14 protein-coding genes are annotated in these 18,920 nt (G+C 47.6%); 5 read left to right on the forward strand and 9 right to left on the reverse strand.

What is annotated here, in order from left to right:
• Positions 1 to 13: 13 nt before the first annotated feature.
• Entirely contained in the window at positions 14 to 2,161 is a 2,148-nt protein-coding gene (locus C0068_RS12065) for a carboxy terminal-processing peptidase (protein ID WP_233208803.1), read from the reverse strand.
• Between the two features lie 217 nt (positions 2,162 to 2,378).
• Between C0068_RS12065 and C0068_RS12070 the strand changes: the two genes are divergently transcribed.
• Complete coding sequence (locus C0068_RS12070) at positions 2,379 to 2,750, forward strand: nuclear transport factor 2 family protein (RefSeq protein WP_233208804.1); 372 nt, start codon at positions 2,379 to 2,381, stop codon at positions 2,748 to 2,750.
• Positions 2,751 to 2,798: 48 nt separating this feature from the next.
• Here the strand turns inward: C0068_RS12070 and C0068_RS12075 are convergent, their stop codons facing one another.
• Positions 2,799 to 4,604, reverse strand: coding sequence for an acyl-CoA dehydrogenase (locus tag C0068_RS12075; RefSeq protein WP_103684731.1), 1,806 nt, complete (start codon positions 4,602 to 4,604; stop codon positions 2,799 to 2,801).
• Positions 4,605 to 4,806: 202 nt separating this feature from the next.
• Here C0068_RS12075 and C0068_RS12080 point away from each other — a divergent pair, with 202 nt between their 5' ends.
• The 3 genes from C0068_RS12080 to C0068_RS12090 all read left to right on the forward strand — a co-directional run bounded on the left by C0068_RS12080 (position 4,807) and on the right by C0068_RS12090 (position 8,805).
• Positions 4,807 to 6,435 carry a long-chain fatty acid--CoA ligase gene (locus C0068_RS12080; protein ID WP_434061422.1) on the forward strand — a complete coding sequence of 543 codons (1,629 nt, stop codon included), beginning with the start codon at positions 4,807 to 4,809 and terminating at the stop codon, positions 6,433 to 6,435.
• Between the two features lie 25 nt (positions 6,436 to 6,460).
• Positions 6,461 to 7,264: an acyl-CoA thioesterase gene (locus C0068_RS12085; RefSeq protein ID WP_103684733.1), complete on the forward strand. Its 804-nt coding sequence runs from the start codon at positions 6,461 to 6,463 to the stop codon at positions 7,262 to 7,264.
• A 74-nt stretch (positions 7,265 to 7,338) separates the two neighbouring features.
• A complete protein-coding gene (locus tag C0068_RS12090; protein WP_103684734.1) occupies positions 7,339 to 8,805 on the forward strand; it encodes a sensor domain-containing diguanylate cyclase in 1,467 nt (488 codons plus the stop codon).
• A gap of 46 nt (positions 8,806 to 8,851) precedes the next feature.
• On the opposite strand, the gene C0068_RS12095 is transcribed toward C0068_RS12090, so the two are convergent.
• The 4 genes from C0068_RS12095 to C0068_RS12110 all read right to left on the reverse strand — a co-directional run bounded on the left by C0068_RS12095 (position 8,852) and on the right by C0068_RS12110 (position 14,853).
• Positions 8,852 to 9,571, reverse strand: coding sequence for a copper resistance protein B (locus C0068_RS12095; RefSeq protein ID WP_103684735.1), 720 nt, complete (start codon positions 9,569 to 9,571; stop codon positions 8,852 to 8,854).
• Positions 9,571 to 11,442, reverse strand: a complete 1,872-nt coding sequence (locus C0068_RS12100) for a copper resistance system multicopper oxidase (protein WP_103684736.1) — start codon at positions 11,440 to 11,442, stop codon at positions 9,571 to 9,573. The genes C0068_RS12095 and C0068_RS12100 overlap by 1 nt, the downstream gene beginning before the upstream one ends.
• 531 nt (positions 11,443 to 11,973) lie before the next feature.
• Entirely contained in the window at positions 11,974 to 12,381 is a 408-nt protein-coding gene (cueR, locus tag C0068_RS12105) for a Cu(I)-responsive transcriptional regulator (protein WP_103684737.1), read from the reverse strand.
• A 57-nt stretch (positions 12,382 to 12,438) separates the two neighbouring features.
• Positions 12,439 to 14,853 (reverse strand): heavy metal translocating P-type ATPase, encoded by a 2,415-nt coding sequence (locus tag C0068_RS12110; RefSeq protein WP_103684738.1) that lies wholly within the window; start codon positions 14,851 to 14,853, stop codon positions 12,439 to 12,441.
• A 135-nt stretch (positions 14,854 to 14,988) separates the two neighbouring features.
• Here C0068_RS12110 and modA point away from each other — a divergent pair, with 135 nt between their 5' ends.
• A complete protein-coding gene (modA, locus tag C0068_RS12115; protein WP_103684739.1) occupies positions 14,989 to 15,753 on the forward strand; it encodes a molybdate ABC transporter substrate-binding protein in 765 nt (254 codons plus the stop codon).
• 41 nt (positions 15,754 to 15,794) lie between these two features.
• Here the strand turns inward: modA and C0068_RS12120 are convergent, their stop codons facing one another.
• From C0068_RS12120 to C0068_RS12130, 3 genes are all read right to left on the reverse strand, one after another.
• Entirely contained in the window at positions 15,795 to 16,709 is a 915-nt protein-coding gene (locus C0068_RS12120; protein ID WP_103684740.1) for a cation diffusion facilitator family transporter, read from the reverse strand.
• A gap of 125 nt (positions 16,710 to 16,834) precedes the next feature.
• On the reverse strand, positions 16,835 to 17,572 hold the full coding sequence (locus tag C0068_RS12125; RefSeq protein ID WP_103684741.1) for a 4'-phosphopantetheinyl transferase family protein: 738 nt from the start codon (positions 17,570 to 17,572) through the stop codon (positions 16,835 to 16,837).
• A complete protein-coding gene (locus tag C0068_RS12130) occupies positions 17,569 to 18,900 on the reverse strand; it encodes a glycosyltransferase (protein ID WP_103684742.1) in 1,332 nt (443 codons plus the stop codon). Before C0068_RS12130 ends, C0068_RS12125 begins: the two co-directional genes overlap by 4 nt.
• Between the last annotated feature and the right edge of the window lie 20 nt (positions 18,901 to 18,920).

Raw genomic sequence — 18,920 nt, forward strand, 5'->3', positions numbered from 1 at the left:
AAAGCCAGCACGCCTATGGGCGTCTGGCTAAGCGTTCTGGTTGGAAGTAGGGCAGCGCATCAACGAGGATGTGGCTGGCTTCGGTCAGAAGCGGATCTGGCGCCTTTTCCTTATCTTTGTCTTCTTCCTTCTCGGTTTCAGCCTTCAGTTCTGATTCTTCGTCGTTCATTGCGATATCGTCGGTGTTTTCTTCCTCAAGGGCCTCTAAGGGCTCTTCACCCTTGGCAACTCGACGGCGATTTTCCATTGCTAATTGCTGCACTTTTTGTGCGTCTCGCTCTTTCTTGCGAAGATCGATATTCAAAGACAGGTGGGTTTTCGCACGCATTTTCTCAACGACAGAAATCTGTTCTTGCAAGAACTGGAAATCAGGATCTTTTGCGATGCGTTTGTCGTGCTTGCGCTGCAAGGTGTCGATACCGGATTTTAGATCAAAGTAGTAGCGATGATTTGCCTGGGGAATACGATCCCAGTGCAGGGCATTGTCGAGTACGCTTTCACCGATGTCCTCTAAATTGTAGAGGGGCGGGAAGGCGATGTCGGGAATAACACCACGGTTCTGGGTACTATCGCCGGAAATACGATAAAACTTAGATTCTGTGAGCTTCAACTGACCGTGGCTCAACGCATTTACGGATTGCACGGTACCCTTACCAAAGGACTGAGTGCCGATAACCAAACCGCGCTGATAGTCCTGTATCGCACCCGCAAATATTTCGGAGGCCGACGCACTCATGCGGTTAATCAACACCGCTAGGGGGCCGGTGTAGTAGGGTGAACTGCGGCGCTTGCCTTCGCGTAGAACTCTGGCATTTGACTGCCGAATTTGTACGGTAGGGCCCGACTCTATAAATAAGCCCACCATGCCATTTGCTTCTGCTAGTGAACCGCCGCCATTGTCGCGCAAGTCTATAACAATACCTTCTGCACCTTCGCTAAGTAGCTCACCCATAATGCGATGTACATCGCGGGTGGTGCTGCGGAATTCGGTATCGCCCATGCGGTAGGCTTCAAAATCCAGATAAAAGGTCGGAACATCGATTACGCCAACTTTATGGGTTTCGCCATCGCTGTCGATAATTTCAATCATTTCGCCCTTGGCGCTTTGATCTTCAAGTTTTACTTCATTGCGTTCGATGATGATTTCGCGGCGGGTTTCATCGCTTTTGGCAATGGCTGGAATGACTTCCAGGCGAACAAAGGATCCCGCAGCGCCGCGTATTAGATCAACCACGTCGTCTAAACGCCAACCGATAACATCCTGCATTTCGCCTTTTTTGCCCTGCGCTACACCGATGATTCTATCTGCAGGTTGCAATTGCCCTTGCTTATCAGCGGGGCCGGCGGCAACAAGACGCACAACCTTGGTGTAATCGTCTTCCATCTGCAATACAGCGCCGATGCCTTCCAATTTCAAACTCATATTAATTTGGAAGTTTTCGGAAATACGCGGCGAGAAATAATCCGTATGGGGGTCATACAGCGAGGCAAACGCATTGGCATAAATCTGGAAAGCGTCCTCCGCTTCCAATTGCTTCATCCGTTTAATTTGGTTTTTAAAACGCTTTGTGAGTAATTCAATAATGCCTTTGTCGTCTTTGTCGGCAAGGCGCAATCCTAACACTCGGTTCTTAATTTGCTTGCGCCAAATTTCATCGGCTTCGGCTTTGTTTGCAGGCCAAGCGGCTTTGTCGCGATCAAGTTCAATGTCTTCATTAACGCTAAAATCCATTGCCTTAATATTGTCGGGCAGTGTGTCTAGGGTATTTTGCAAACGCGCAATCATACGTTCGCGGTAACGATTGAAGATGAAAAAACCAGCGCTTAAATCAGATTTCTTTAGTTCATCGTCTAATTGCGTGCTGTATTTTTGGAACTCAGTGATATCGCTTTGGAGTAGAAACAGGCGATTGGGATCTAGGTCGTCGAGAAAGGCGCTTAGCAGTCTTTCTGAGAGCGCGTCATTTAAAGACAACTTCACATAGTGGCGACTATTCAGTTGTTCAACCATGTCGTGAACAGCGGTTTTGTGTGATTTTTCGGGCTCAAGAGGTTTGAGTGCGCTGTCGGCAAAGACAGACAAGCTGAACATAGACAAAAATAAGGCGGTAATGAGCGCGCCAGTAAATTTGTCATTGCGAAGTGATTTTATAGTTAGCATTGAATACCGCATCTCAAAGTTCTAGGTGGACGTGACTATGTTACACCGCCTGCGCAGTTAATGCAGGTATGACGGCGTTTTCAAATATACTCTGCTTCCGTTTTGCGCCGCATGCAAATCTCGCCGCTTATATTAACGAAATGGACATATTCATCCGATATTTCCCGCGTTACACTGCTTGTATACGCTAATTCATAAGTAAAATGGAGCAATTTACGTGAGTAAAAACCCAAAGTTAGCTGCAGTAGAGCAATATATCAGTGCCTTAAATAACCGCGATATGGCTGCAATTACTGACTTGTATGCGGATGATGCCACTATTGAAGATCCCGTTGGCAGCGATCCTATTCAGGGACAAGACGCTATTATACGATTCTACGAAGTCGCATTTAGTTCCGGAATTTCTGCTCGTTTGGAAGGCGCGGTTCGATTTGCCGCCAATCACGCGGTGTTTCCGTTTGTTGTTGAGCTAAATCCTGGCAATGGTGAAATGCGCATAGAAGTGATTGATCAATTCACCTTTAACGACGACAACAAGGTAATTGCCATGAAGGCCTTTTGGGGCGAACAGAATATGACCACGGCATAACGTGGTCATGGGTGCTAATAGCCGCCAAGCCAAGGCGGCTGTTAGTGCTTAAAACCACTCATTTTTCATCGTAAAGGGAATGTCGTCAAACCGACAAAGTAAATCGGCTTGTGGGCCTATTTCCGCTAGCTCCCACTGAATGTAATAGCGCGCAGCATGGAGTTTGCCCTCATAAAAATGCGCATCCGCTTCGTGAATATCTTTTCTGGCTAAACCTCCTGCGGCGGTAAGCGCCTGTTTAAGCCATAGCCACGACATCAAGATACGACCAAACAAATCAAGATAGACCGTGGCATTGGCCAAACTTAAATCGGTATGCTCGGTCATCTTGCCTAGCAGAGTGCTTGTTACCGTGCCCAGGGTTTGTAGTGCATCAGTAAGCGGCGGAATTAAGGGCAATAATTCTTCAAATTCGCGTGCTTCTGTTAAGGTCTTGCCGACGGTTTCCATCAACAAAGTTAAACCTGCACCCTTATTTAGCAGTATTTTGCGACCGAGAATGTCGATGCCGTGAATCGCTTCGGTACCTTCGTGGATAGGGTTTAGGCGATTATCACGGTAATACTGCTCTACAGGATACTCCCGAATATAGCCGGCGCCGCCTAAAACCTGTATCGCTAGCTCATTGGCCTTTAGCCCATACTTAGATGGCCACGATTTTACAATCGGGGTAATCAAATCTAGCAATAGAAAGGCTTGTTGCCGCTCCTGCTCGCTGCTTGCAGTGCGAGAATCTTCATATAACGAGGTTGCATACAGGCAAAGGGCAAGTGCGCCTTCAGCATAGGACTTTTGCGCTAATAGCATCCGCCGAACATCTGCGTGTTGGATGATAGCTACCTGCGCGGATGTGGGATCTTTTATAGAGGGCAGGCGACCTTGGGGCCGCTCGCGAGCGTAATTTAAAGAATACAGATAACCCTGATAGCCAAGTACGGCGGCACCTAGGCCAACGCCAATACGCGCTTCGTTCATCATTTGGAACATATATTGAAGCCCTTTATGAGCTTCGCCAACTAAGTAGGCTTTAGCGCCGCCGTTCTCGCCAAAACTTAATACGGTTGAGGTAGTGTTGCGATAGCCCATTTTGTGCAATAAGCCCGCCAAGGCCACATCATTGCGCTCACCAAGAGATCCGTCGGGGTTAACTAAAAATTTGGGGCATATAAACAGGGAAATGCCCTTGGTGCCAGCGGGGGCGCCATCTATACGGGCCAGCACCATGTGTACTATGTTTTCCGTGATGTTTTGATCGCCGCCAGATATATACATTTTCTGGCCTTTTATACGGTATGTCCCGTCATCATCGAGATAAGCCGTCGTTGTGATATCCGCAAGTGCCGAACCCTGACCGGGTTCGGTTAAGGCCATTGTTCCGGCGAACCGGCCTTCACGCATGGGGGGCAAAAATGTGGCTTTGTGTTCCTCACTGCCAAACGAGTGAATAAGGTTGGCGGCGCCGATACTTAAAAACGGATAGGCCGAACTAGCAATATTTCCGGCGTTAAAATAGGCCATTGCCGCGCGTAGAATAATTTCTGGCAATTGCAGGCCATCTTCATCGGCGTCGTAGTGTGCCGCTAAAAACCCCGCTTCTGCCAAGGCGTTCCAGGCCTCTTTAGTCTCAGGAATAATGTGTACTTCGCTACCATCAAACTGAGGTTCGTTAGCGTCGCCTTTGGCGTTGTGATTGGCAAAATATTTTTGGGCAATGGTGTGGGCAGTATCAAGTGTCGCGTTGAACACCTCCCGCGAATGGTCTTGGTAACGAGGTCGATCTAGCAGGGCTTCGGTATCGAGTAACTCGTAAAGCAAAAAATCAAGATCGCGGCGATTTAACAGCGTGTTACTCATAGGCCTATCTCGTCATTATTAGTTGGGTTTTGTGATGGAGGGCATCAAGAGTTAAGCATTAAGGCAATATTATGTAATGCGTATATTGCTATGATTGTGCCCGTTCACATAAGATTGAACTCTAATGTATTCTCTGCTTACATGTGTTCATGTGCAAGTGCTGTGCTAAAAATTTTAAGTAACCCTATAAAGGCTAATAATAATGACCCCAATGATGAACACCCAGCTCACTATCACCTCGCTCATGGCTCACGCCGAGCAAATTAATGGTTCAGTAGAGGTTGTATCGGTTACGGCGGATAACCCGCGTCATCGATACACATATCGGGAGGCTTTTGCTAGGGCGCGGCAATTGGCAAATGTGCTGCAGTCATTAGGCTTGGAACAGGGCGATACCGTCGCAACCTTCGCCTGGAATGATTACCGCCATTTGGAAATTTACTATGCGGTGTCTTGCTCGGGAATGATTTGTCACACTATTAATCCACGCCTATTCCCCGAGCAAATTGAATATATTGTGAATCATGGGCAAGACAAGTGGATTTTTGTCGATTTAACGATGGTGCCGCTACTGGAGTCACTACAGCACTTAATGCCTGAGGTGAAGGGCTTTGTGGTAATGACAGATCAAGCCCATATGCCTGAGACGAGCCTTACCAATGCAAAATGCTACGAAGCCTTATTAGCGGATCAAGCAACGGAATTTAGTTGGCCAGAACTAGATGAAAACACGCCCTCTGCGCTGTGTTATACCTCTGGCACCACTGGAAACCCAAAAGGGGTGATGTATACCCATCGCTCAACCTTATTGCATTGTTACGCAAGCATTGCGCCTGATGTCTTCGGTCTATCTGTTAAAGATGTAGCCTTGCCCATTGTTCCCATGTTTCACGTAAACGGCTGGGGCTTGGTCTATTCAGCACCAATGACTGGTGCAAAATTGGTAATGCCAGGCCCTAAAATGGGTTGTGGTGAAACCCTTTGTAAACTCATAAACGAAGAAAAGGTCACGGTTTCTGCGGGTGTTCCCACCGTTTGGCTCGCGTTACTGGATTACCTAAAGAAAACGAACAGCACCATCGACACGCTAAATCGCTTAACGGTTGGTGGCGCGGCCTGTCCTTTCACTATTTTTGATGATTTCCGCAATAAGTACGGCGTAGATGTGCAGCAGGGCTGGGGCATGACAGAAATGAACCCGCTGGGCACCTTTAATGGCAATGCCCCGGCGGTAGTAAATGAAATGCCCGCGGAGCAATACGACAAAATGCGCTTAAAACAAGGACGCCCGGTATTTGGCGTAGAAATGAAAATAGTGGATGCCGACAATAAGCCTTTACCTTGGGATGGTAAGAGCTCCGGGGCGGTGAAAGTGCGCGGGCCGTGGATAATTAATGAGTATTATCGCTACGACGGTCAAACTCTGGATGACGATGGCTGGTTTGAAACAGGTGACGTTGCCAGTATTGATGAATACGGCTATATGCAGATTACCGACCGGGTGAAGGATGTTATTAAATCTGGCGGTGAGTGGATTAGCTCGATCGAACTAGAAAATTGCGCGGTAAATCATCCGAAAGTCGCCGAGGCCGCAGTTGTTGGTATGCCGCATCCTACCTGGAGCGAAAGACCATTGCTGCTGGTGATTTTACACGAAGGCGAAACTCTCTCGCGGGAAGAGATGCTGGCGTGGTTTGATGGAAAAGTAGCGAAATGGTGGATACCGGAAGAGTGTCTATTTGTAGATACCTTGCCACACACCGCCACTGGAAAATTAAGCAAAAAAGATATCCGCGCTGAGTATGCAGACTTTAGTTGGCCAAATTTATGAGCATTTTTTTAGATAAGGGCGGAAAATGAAAAACTTTCAGGCATTGCTTGCAGGCGTTAAAGAAACTGATCAAGCCAATGAATACAGCGCTCATGTAGACGCCACGTGGTTGCAGGGCAGAACCGCTTTTGGCGGTCTAAGCACGGCGCTGATTGTAAAAGCTATGTTAGAGGCAATACCGGCAGATCGGCAATTGCGCTCCGTCGCAGTGATGTTTGTGGGGCCGGTTCCTGAGGGAGACCATCGGATTAAATTGCGCGAATTGCGCGTCGGTGGCTCGGTGACTCACATGCAAGGAGAATTGCTATGTGATGGCGAAGTTGCTGCAACGGTTAGTGCCGCCTTTGGTAAAGATCGGCAATCAGCGGCAAGCCTTGCTGGACCGGTAATGCCTGATGTCGTCGCGCCAGACGCAATACAGGCGCTGCCCTATATTGAAGGTTTAACCCCAACGTTTACGCAGCATTTTGAGATGCGTATTTGCAGTGGAGGTTTGCCCTTTAGTCAGTCTGAATCTGCTGATTTTTCCCTGTGGCTTCGTTTTAAAGAAACGGGGACAGCTGACTTGGCAGCACTTATTGCCATCGCAGATGTGCCCCCTATGCCTGGGCTGAACATGATTAAAGCCCCTGGCATAGGCAGTTCCTTAAGTTGGTATTTAGAGTTTCCGCAAGCACTTTCTGAGGCTGATATGTCGGACTGGTGGTTTTGCGACTACCGCAGTCAGGCTGCAGGCAGTGGCTATTTTCATAACTATGCCACCATATGGGACGCTAGTGGCAAGGCCGTTATGTTTAGTCGGCAGGTCGCAACTGTTTTTGAAAAATAAAATAGGGTGATCCGTATAAGTCGGGACATAGTCGCGGCTAACTCGTATTGTCAGAATCTTCTATACTGAGTCTAATGAACGATAAACTCAGTGTAGAGATGTACATGGCAATTGATTTAAGTCCTTTTATTGATAATACCGCTAGACTGCCGTCCATACCCCGGGTGGTGAGTAAAATCGTGGAACTAGCCCGATCTGGCGACATCGATATTCAAAATTTATCGACATTGATTGCCAGTGATCCAGCGCTAGCGGCAAAGACGCTACAATTCGCCAATTCCCCCATGTATGCGAACGAGCACAAAATAGAAAACGTGCGCCGTGCAATAGTCTTGCTAGGTTTAGACACAACCGTGAATTTGGCGCTAAGTTTTTCACTGACTTCATCGCTAAAAGAGCAATCGCAATCTGGTTTACATTACCCCTTGCTATGGCGTCGCTCCTTAATTGCTGCCGCAGCCGCGCGGGAATTGGGGCGTTTACTTGGTGAGCGTGCAATAGAGGAATTATTTCTCGCTGGTCTTTTACAAGATATCGGCATGATCGCGATAGATCGCCTGCAACCAGATTTTTATACCGACCTGCGCAGTGACCAAGTATTCCACCAACGGGTACGTGAATACGAAATCGAGCGAATGGGTGGCGACCATGCTGAAACCGGCGCATGGCTGTGCAAGCATTGGGGCTTGGCAGAGAGAACTAGCCTAGCAATTGCGACCAGCCACCGCCCGAACACTTTTGCCATTACCGACGTAGATGGGCTGTTTATACGCTGTGTTTGTGTTTCTGGTATTGCTGCAGATTATTTGATTTTGGGTGAATCCCCAGACGCGACCAAGCAGCTTTACCTTCAGGCCCAACGGATTTTGGGCTTAGATTCCGCAAAAGTAGACAGACTAATTCGTTTTCTACACGATCAAATTCCAGAAATGGAGGCATTGTTCGACGTAAAGCTAACGGAAAGCGCCAGTCAATCAGAACTACTAGAACAAGCAAATGAAACCTTAGCTGAGCTGAATTTACAAAATTTAAGCCGCAGCCGTCAGCGCGGCAAAAAATTACCCAAGTTGGCAGACGAAAAAAGACTAGACCCCGCAACGGCAACGTTTTCTCGCGAATTTATCAATGCCTTTTTACCCGATAGCTTTGATTTGGCAGTTAGGGCAGAGCGGGTGTTAAGTATTTTGTTCCTCGAAATCACTAATTTTAAATCCCTTCGTAAATCTCTTGGCGACAATCTTAATTCCTACTTGCAATCATTAGCCGCTAAATTAAAAAGCAATCTCCGCGCGGGCGATATTATTTCTCGCTATAGCGAAACGACATTCTTAATACTGCTGCATGATGCTGCGGAGCAAGATGCGAAGCTCGTGGGTGAGCGACTTATGCAAACTATTGGTAATGTAAAATCAAATGGCAGCTCAATAGCCGAAACAACAATAGGCATAGCGACTCATGGCCTCGATATCGACTTTGATAATGTGGATGAATGGATAGATCACGCCAACAAAAATTTGCGAGGCGAATCTACAGAGGTGTAGCAAAGCCGAAATTTATATACTCCAGCGTGGCCAACCGAGGCTTACATTAAAACCAAAATTTTATCCCCATTAAGTATTCAAGTGACTCCGTTCTTTGTCCGCTACTGCGGGTATAGTGTGCGGTGTCGCCGAATTGTCGTTCATAACTAAGTCCTATATATGGCGCAAATTCTCTGCGAATTTCGTAGCGCAAATAAAGACCCGCTTCTATTTCTGACAAACCGCTGCCAGTTTTTGTAGCTCGATCATTGCGGCCATAGATATCGGCTTCAAAGGCCGATCTTAGTACCCATTTTTGAGTCAGCAATAATTCATAATCGGTATCTAATCTAACTGCCGTTTGGCCGTGTTGACCTAGGTAAAGTGTGATTTCTGTTTCAAAAAAATAGGGTGCTAAGCCTTGTAAGCCAAGCGCAAACCACTGCCTATTATCGGTGTTGTTAAAATCACCTCGCCATCCGGTCTGAATATCCCAATAGGGAGAAACGCCACGGCTATACAATAATTCAAGCTCGCTACTTTCACGATTCCCGTCGCTGTAGCTACCTTCGGTTTTTATCCATAATTTGTGAAGATCTTTACCTAGCCAAGCATCAACATCCCATTGGGTTTCCGTGTCGTCTTCACCTATACGCTGTTCTAATCGATTAAAAGATAACATGCTGAGGACTGGGTCAGCAGCGGGGTGCCCCCAAGTCACGGATGCTGCGCTGAGTAAAATTAATCCGGTAAAAAAAAACCGGTAAATGAGGAATTGCTTATTCATTACACGCCTCCTTCACTGATGAGGACTTCTCTCATCATGCCAGGCATGTGATAAAGCAAATGGCAGTGATAGGCCCAACGACCAACCGCATCGGCGCTAACGAGATAACTAATTTTTGAACCGGGCTGAACTAAGACGGTGTGCTTTTTCGGTATATGCAGTGGGTCGCCGGTTTCAAGCTCACTCCACACGCCGTGTAAATGAATAGGGTGGGTCATCATCGAGTCATTAACGAGCACAATACGAAGGCGCTCACCGTATTTGAATTTCAAGGGGCTTGCGTCGGCGAACGGAACACCATCCATCGACCACATATAGCGTTCCATATTACCGCTTAGATGCAATTGAATTTCCCGCTTTGGGTCGCGACGGTCTTCGGTTTTATATAAGTTTCGCAAGTCAGAATATTTCAAAACTCGGCGACCATAGCGTTGTTGGTGATCTCGCAATCCAATACCCGGGTCATCTACTCCATTCATTGGTGACTCGGCACGCATATCAACTTGTGGCCCAAACTCTGTGGCTGGGTGTTTGATCTCACGCTGACTACCCATTCCTGCGGGCGCCGGAACGTCTACTTTATGTGCTGAGTGCTTCCCCATATCGTGCCCAGCATGAGGATTGCTAAGGTCGCCATTGGCTTTCATGGCAGACATATTATGTTTGCTGTGATCCATACTTGGCATTGCGTGCATGGCATGCATTCCTCCCATAGCCATCCCCATATCGCGGTGGCTGAGTAGTGGGGCTTGGTCCATTTTTGGAATTTCCGCCATCCATGATGGATTGGGACTTAATGTCCCTCGGCAAAACCCGCTGCGATCTATACTTTGCGCAAACACGCAATAGGCACTGTCGTCACTTGGGCTAATGACTACATCGTAGGTTTCCGCAACGCCAATCCGAAATTCATCAACACTAAAGGGTTCTACGTTTTGTCCATCTGCGGCGACGACGGTCATTTTTAAACCGGGAATTCGCACGTCAAAAATAGTCATCGCGGCACTATTTATAAAGCGCAGACGAATCCTTTCGCCCCGTTTAAATAGACCGTTCCAGCCTTGCTCTGGCGTGTTGCCGTTCATTAAATAGGTGTATGCGTGACCAGTAACATCGGAAATATCACGTTGATTCATGCGCATTTCATTCCACATGCGCCGTTCAGCCCAGCTGCGCGATACGCCTTTTTCTTTTATATCCTTCCATACATCCACCACTGTACGCTGCTTATAGTTGTAGTAGTCCGCCTGCTTTTTAAGCTTGATGTAGATGTCCTCTGGCGCCTGATCCGACCAGTCTGAGAGCTGAATAACATAGTCGCGGTCGTAGGCAACAGGATCGGGATTTGCGGGTTCAATAACAATGGCGCCGTATAGGCCTGTTTGTTCCTGAAATCCGGAATGGCTGTGATACCAATACGTGCCGTTTTGCTGCACCTTAAAAGCATAGTCAAAATATTCACCAGGTTTTATACCGGCAAAGCTCAGCCCCGGCACACCATCCATGCCGGTGGGTAAAATCATACCGTGCCAGTGAATTGAGCTGTCGTGATGTAAGTGGTTATGCACTCGAAGGCTGATATCGTCGCCTTCTTTCCACCGTAAAATAGGGCCGGGAACGCTGCCGTTGATGGCGGTAGCTATTTGTTGTGCGCCCGTAAAATTGACGTTTTGGTAGCCAATATGTAATTCAAAGTGCTGGCCCTGAAGCGTGTCAGGAAATTTCATTATTGGGGTGTCGGCTGCAGCAAAACTTAAAGGCGTGCCACCTAAACCAATCAATGCGCCTGCGCTGGCCGCACCTTGAACAAAGCGGCGTCGAGATAGACCTTGTTGATGCGTCATATGAGAGAAAGAAGAAATTGTTTTCATAATGTGTCCTACAAAATATCGCAATCGCTAATGGGCTTGCGAGCCAGCAAAAGATTCTGAAAAAGCTCTTAAGTAAATTTTTCGACACTGCCGAGAAAATTAGCGATTCGATCAATAATTAATGATCGTCACCTAAATTAAAGACGGAATACGCCTGTGTTAGGCAGAAATCGGAGGGCGAAATAGCGAGGAGGGAATTCTTAATTGCTGCTGGCTTGTAGCAAAGGAATGGCGGACTTGAAGGGGACGTTCACTATTAAAAAATACTGTAGCCGGCAAGGCTGGCGTATTGCAATGGACTGTGCAGCAATCGCATTTCAGCTCGCAGTTAGCACTCATTTTTTCGTGTTGTGAATGCTGTGCTGGGGCTTGTTCGTGATGATGGTGAGATTCAATTTGTGCCGGATTTGTGTGTGCATTAGTTGATGGCACTGGAGCAGATATAGCAAAGGCCATTTTGCTGATAAGTATCAACAAAACCCAGAGCGCTATATGTTTACGAGTGCGAAAATTCATTAATTCGACTGCCTGTTAAACCGCTTTACTAGCACATTCATTTTCTAAGCCTGACAAAATAGGGCAATCTGCGCGATTGTCGCCGTGACAGCTTGTGGCTAAATCGGCGAGTAAATCCCTCATTGCAGTGAGTTCACTTATTTTAGCATTTAATTCATCGATATGACTCATCGCCAGCGCCTTAACGTCGGCGCTTGCTCGATCTCGGTTTGCCCACAGTGACAGCAGTTGCTCGATCTGCGCTAATGAAAACCCTAGCGAGCGGGCGCTTTTTATAAAACGCAGGCTGTGCACATCATTATCTGAATATAAACGGTATCCGGCTGGCGTACGCGCCGCCTCTTTGATTAAGCCAAGGGATTCGTAGTGACGTATCATCTTTACCGAAATCCCGCTGGCTTTTGCCGCTTGACCTATATTCATTTTTTACTCCAAAAGCATGCTTTGCTTAGCGATTATGCACCCTTATTTTGACCAGTTTCAGGGCTTTGGTTCCCAGCGCCGGAGTAGCAGCGCGTTGCATACCACGCTGAGGCTGCTAAATGCCATTGCCGCGCCAGCGATCGCGGGGCTGAGTAAACCGCTGGCAGCAAGTGGAATGCCAAGCAAATTATAGATGAATGCCCAGAATAAATTTTGACGAATTTTTTGATAGCTGCGCCGCGAGATATCAATCGCATCTGCGACCAGCGCTGGGTCACCTCGCATTAAGGTGATGCCGGCGGTGTGCATGGCTACGTCTGTGCCTGTCGCCATCGCGACACCCACGTCAGCCGCAGCGAGGGCTGGGGCGTCGTTAATGCCATCACCAACCATGGCAACAATCGTATTCTCGTTTCGCAAGTCCTGAATGGCATCTGCTTTTCCGTCAGGTAGTATGTTCGCAAAATAGGTTTCTATCCCTAATTCGGCGGCATTAGCACGGGCGCTGCCTTCATTGTCGCCGGTAATCATCACGGTCTTTATGCCGGCATTTTGTAGCCGTTTGATGGCGGATTTTGCACTTGGTTTTAATTCATCGCCAAACCCGAGCAAACCAATTAACGTCGCTGTGTCTCCTGTTTCAGCAAGCCAAGAAACTGTGCGTCCCTGGTTTTCTAGTGCTTTTGCCTTGTCTTCTAATTGATCTAATGGAATCGCAGCTTCCCGCATGAGGCGGGTATTGCCCAATATATACGTCTTTCCGTCTACGCTTGCTTGAACACCTCGTCCAGCAAAAGTTTTAGCCTCATTAGCTGCCAGAATAGGGATGGCTTGTGAATCGGCCTCCTGCAACACCGCCTTGGCTAGGGGATGGTCGCTAGCGCTTTGAAGTGCCGCTGCTACGCTGAGAAGTTTTTTGGCGTTATCGCCAGTCGCAATCGTGTCGAGCAAACGAGGCTTACCGACAGTTAAGGTGCCGGTTTTATCAAAAGCTACGATGTTTGTATTGTGGGCGCGCTCAAGTGCCTGAGCATCTTTAATTAAAATGCCCCGACCTGCGGCCGCGCCAGTACCGGTCATAATTGCAGCGGGGGTCGCCAAGCCAAGTGCACAAGGGCAGGCGATGACCAATACCGTCACCGCGTTAATTATGGCCTCCTGCAAATGGCCGTTATATAAATACCACGTCACCAAGGTGCTAATCGCAATGGCAATGACCACTGGTACAAACACCATACTTACCTTGTCGACAAGGCGCTGCACTGGCGCCTTTGCGGCTTGGGCATTTTCCACTAGTCGAATAATACGTGCCAAGGTGGTTTCTGCCCCCACGGCAGTTGTTTTTATCAGCAACAGCGCATCGTTATTTATTACGCCACCGACAAGTTTATCGCCGATCGTTTTTTGCACAGGGAGACTTTCACCGCTAATCATAGACTCGTCGACGCTGGCGCTTCCCTCGACAATAACTCCGTCAACCGGTACTTGTTCACCGGCTTTCACTACCACTATGTCACCATTGATAATCTGATCGATGGCGACCTTGATATCGCCCTGTTGTTTACGGACAGTTGCGGTGTCTGGTCTAAGTGCCTGTAGTGCACGTATCGCCGCTGTGGTTTGATGTTTAGCGCGATTCTCCAGCCATTTACCTAGCAGTACCAGGGTAATAACAACAGCCGAGGCCTCAAAATAGTAGTGCCCCATCTGGTGAGCCGAAGGGCTTAAATATTCGCTGATTAATTGGAAAACACTTAATCCGTAACTGGCACTAGTGCCTAAGGCCACTAGTAAATCCATATTGCCGGTGCCTGCTTTTACCGCGAACCAAGCAGCTCGATAGAATCGTGCTCCCAGCCAGAACTGAATTGGTGTAGCCAGTAAAAACTGTAACCAAGCGGGGGGCATTAACTCAAAACCGATGGCATCTAAAATCATCGCAAAAACCATCGGTGCGGATAGCAGGGCAGCAATTATGAGGTGACTGGTTTCGCGGTCAATCTTGGGGCTTGCTGCATTATTCGGTTCAATAGTCTCGTGGTGAACATTGGCTGCGTAACCGCCTTCATGTAAGGCGCTAATAAGTGTGTCTGAGCTGATGCAATCTTTAGCGACACGGACATGGGCTGATTCTGTCGCTAAATTTACGCTTACGTCGAGTACACAATTGAGATTACTCAGTACTTTTTCAACGCGGCCTACGCATGATGCGCAACTCATTCCTTTTACATCTAAATGAATGTCATCAGTGGCAATGCCGTAACCTGCCTGCTCGATAGCCCGTGATAAGGTATGAAACGAAATCGCGCTGTTCAAACGAATATGCGCAGATTCCGTTGCGATATTGACACTTACCGTGTCTATTTCGGCTAGTTTTGCCAGCTGCTTTTCAAGGCGGCCAGCACAGGAGGCACAGCTCATACCGGTAATTGCTATGCTTATGTCTGTTAACGATGCCACTTTACTCGTCATCGCGTATTGCTCCGTGTTTGAGATAGACTCTAATGAATAGAGATTAGTGTCTCCCACCGTGGTAGGGTCAATAGTGCTATCAAACACTCACGCCTAAGTGAAAAGCGCTGTTTGCGGTAACAAATAGGTTTAAATATGATTCGCATTCGTCAAATTGGATTGCTGCTAAGTTTGCTCATTGGCCTAAGTACCGCCGCGGCCGAGCAATTAAGTATTGCAGTTGCATCGAATTTTACCGCGCCAATGCGTGAGATTGCGCTTGAATTTGAAAAAACCACAGGTCATCAACTGCGTATTTCCTACGGGTCTTCTGGCAAGTTCTTTGCGCAAATATCTCACGGCGCACCGTTTCAAGTATTTCTCTCTGCAGATCAAGCAAAACCAGCTGCATTATGTGATGCTGGTTTGGCCGTGCCAGCTAGCCAGTTCAGCTACGCCATTGGCGCATTGGCATTGTGGTCGCCAGAATCAAATACTGTTGACGAGCAGGGCGTCATACTTAGAACAGGGAATTTCAATAAACTGGCTATTGCTAACCCATTGCTTGCTCCCTATGGACGAGCCGCCGTAGAGGTTTTAAAGCACTTAAAGTTAGACGAAGTAACTCGGGATAAATGGGTCACGGGAGAAAATATTGCACAAACCTACCAGTACGTCAGCACAGGAAACGCTGAGATTGGTTTTGTCGCTGTCTCTCAGGTTATTGAGAATGGCAACCTCAAAAGCGGATCAGCATGGATTTTGCCCAGCGACTTATATTCCCCAATTAAACAAGACGCCGTTTTACTTACATCAGCTAAAGATAATCAAGTAGCTAAGGCCTTCATCGCCTATTTAAAAGGAAGCGAGGCGCAGGAAATTATCCGTGCTTACGGTTATAACGTCGCTGAAACAAACTAGCCTAGGGGCAAATAATCACTGCCGTATTGTATTGCCTGAATCTAATGGTGGTGATGACTAAGACTTGTTTTATTAGACACGGCTTCATCACGACAGGCCTCATCGGGAAATTCAAATTCTATCGTGGTGTGGCTCAAGGGATGCTCCCTCATTGAGTCGGCGATAATAGACTTTAAACGCACTAATTCTGCGTGTTCATAGTTCTGCTTTAATAGCAGATGCGCTGTTAATACATGTTGCTCACCATCTAGTGACCAAAGGTGGAGATGATGAACTTCATCGACATAATTAATGTTCATTAAATCTTGGTGTATCTCCTCGCGAAGGTCGTGATCCGGTGTGGCTTGTAAAAATAAACGCAGTGTTTCAGCTAGATTTTTAGCCACATTAAACAGAATAAATAAGGTGAAACCGATGGATAAAATTGGGTCTAGTATTGGTAATTCCACAAACATTAAGACGATTGAGAGCAGCAGTATTGCCACCCAGCCGAGTACATCTTCAAGCAGGTGCCAGTTCAGCATCCGCTCGTTAAGGGTTTTGCCATCGCTTAATTTGAAAGCGGCGTAGCCGTTAACGGCGACACCTAAAATAGCTAATCCCAACATGCCGGTGGCGTCTGGCATTTGCGGATTGAGCAGGCGTGGAATTGCTTCGCTTAATACCCACACCGAGCCTATTACCAAGATCACGCCATTGATGAGTGCGCCCAGTAAGGAGAAGCGACTGAATCCATAACTAAAACGACTGCTAGCTTCTTTTGCGCCAAGTTTATTCAGCCACCAAGCTAAGCCGATCGCGAGGCAATCACCAAGATCATGCACAGCGTCAGCCATAATCGCCGTACTATTGGTTAACCAACCCCCGATAAACTCGATAATAGTGAAGCAAAAATTCAGGCCAAATGCCCAGCCAATGCGTTCTGAGGCGGTATGGTGATGATGGTGCTCATGCATAGTTGTCTCGCTGCACAAATTTGAAAGGCAGTGAGAAGCAGGGCATTGATAACCCCTAACTCCTCATTACATGCTGTGAGCTTATGCGCTTTAGCGCTAACTGAAAAGTGATTTGCTGAGGGTTTTTAATAAGGAAGTACCCAGCTAATGACCGTGTTTGCCTCTTTTTTCCAGCGAACGGTGACGGTGTGCCCCCGTAAAAGTTGTGCAGACAAATCAATGAGTAGGCGCATCTCTAGCTCGCACTTGCTAATATTTATTGCGGATATTTCTACGTCTAAGAAATCAAAATAACGGCCCACTGCTGGGTAAAGTGCTTTAAATAGCGCTTCCTTGGCTGAGAAAACCACTGTAAAGCCGTATTCATTATCCAAAAAGTTAGCTGTCATGGTGTCCAGTTCTTTTCGACTAGCAATACTAGGACTAAGCAAGGCACGATCTTCAGCGTGAACAATCGATTCGACATCAATGCCAATAGAAATAAGCGGCTTTGGGGACGGTGTGGGCATCATCATACAGAATGCGCTATCAGCGTGGTGACTGATGGACGCCAATACCATTGCAGGCCATAGTGGCTGACGATGCCTTGCAATGGGAATTGCTTGGGGTGTTATACCTAGCTGGATAAATGCGTGGCGAGCGGCAATACGACCCGCAAGAAATTCTGCTTTTCTCACTTTTGTTGAATTCAGTAGCGCGACTGGAACAGCGTCTTGGTAATGACAAAACAGCGCGTCAGTATATTGTGTGGTTTCAAATCGGCAGCGACAGCATACGCCTTTGAAGCCACTGAGCTCGACAGCTTCATTCGCAACAACAAAATTCGGTGGCGCTGAAAGTAACCCAGCCAAGGCTTGAGTCAAACCGCCGTCGCTGTTTTAGGGTATTCAGCGTCGTTATTCAATATCGAGTCATTTTTGCCGTCTGGGGGAGTTAATAAGCCCCACTGTGTTAGCAGCGCTATGGCAGATTGAACGCCGTTCTCATTTGAAATTTTTCCCGCTAGTTCTGTTGCGGCAATTTGCATATTTGGCATAGAAGCCATATTAATGGCATCAGCTAATTTTTCTGCCGTGAGAGTTTTACGCTTTAGCATTTTGGGCGCTACGCCATTTTGTTCAAGCCGCCAGGCCCAGAAGGGTTGGTCGCCAAAAAATGGAATCACTACTGAAGGGATGCCTGCGCGCACGGTCGCTGCCGTGGTGCCTGCGCCGCCGTGATGAATGGCCAAGCTAAGCTTGGGAAATAACCAGTCATGGGGTGCGGCATCAATAACTAAAATATCGGGATTATTGTCCGCACTGGCTTTAAGTCCACCCCATCCCGTCGCAATAATTGCCCTGCGCCCAGATTGCGCAATAGCTTGATAAATGAGGGTGGTGAGATTGTCGGTGTCGTCACTCAGCATACTGCCAAAGCCAATATAAATTGGTTTGTCGCCACTGGCGAGAAACTGTTCAAGCTCCGCTGATGGTTGCCACTTTGACTCGCCGTTTAAAAACCAATTTCCCGTCACCTGCACACCGGCGGGCCAATGGGGTGAAGAAGGTAGCAGGGCGGGGCTATACCCATAAAGGATGCGACGATCTTCTTTTTTCTGCCGATAATAAGGGCCATACCAAGGCAAAGTCGGTAATTCAAGGGCTTTGCGAACAGGGCTGTAAGCGGCACTTAGCATGCGCCAAGTAACGGCGCGCAAAACATGATAAAGCAGCTCGTTCACTTTGCCGTTGCGGGGCGTATTTGGCGGCGTAAGCATCATAGGTGGAATGTCTGGACAGGGCGTTACCGGCTGCAAATGGGTTTCTACTGCGGGGATGTTAAGTGCTTCACCAAGCGAGTTAGCCAAAACGGCCATCATGCCATTGCCGAGTAATAGGTCTGCGTTTTTAGCGGCGGCCAAGCCCTCTTCGGCCCAGTGCTGGGCCATGTCTTTAAGATGTTTGCGAGCAGTACTCATCAAGGCTAAGGGATTCAATCCGCGCTGAAGGGCACGGGGATCCTTGGCCATAAGTTCTAAAAAATCTGCAGTTAAAGGCGCATAGTCAAGGCCATGATTAACTATCAATGCCTCACAGGTTTTACCACTGGCAATACAGACCTTATGACCTGCTGCCTGTAATCCCAAGCCTAGGGCAATAAAGGGTCTCACATCACCTTGAGTGCCAATACTAAAAATACTAATGTTCATTGACGGCCTATTGATCTATT

The organism is Zhongshania marina, assembly GCF_002915595.1.
GTDB lineage: Bacteria > Pseudomonadota > Gammaproteobacteria > Pseudomonadales > Spongiibacteraceae > Spongiibacter > Spongiibacter marinus_B.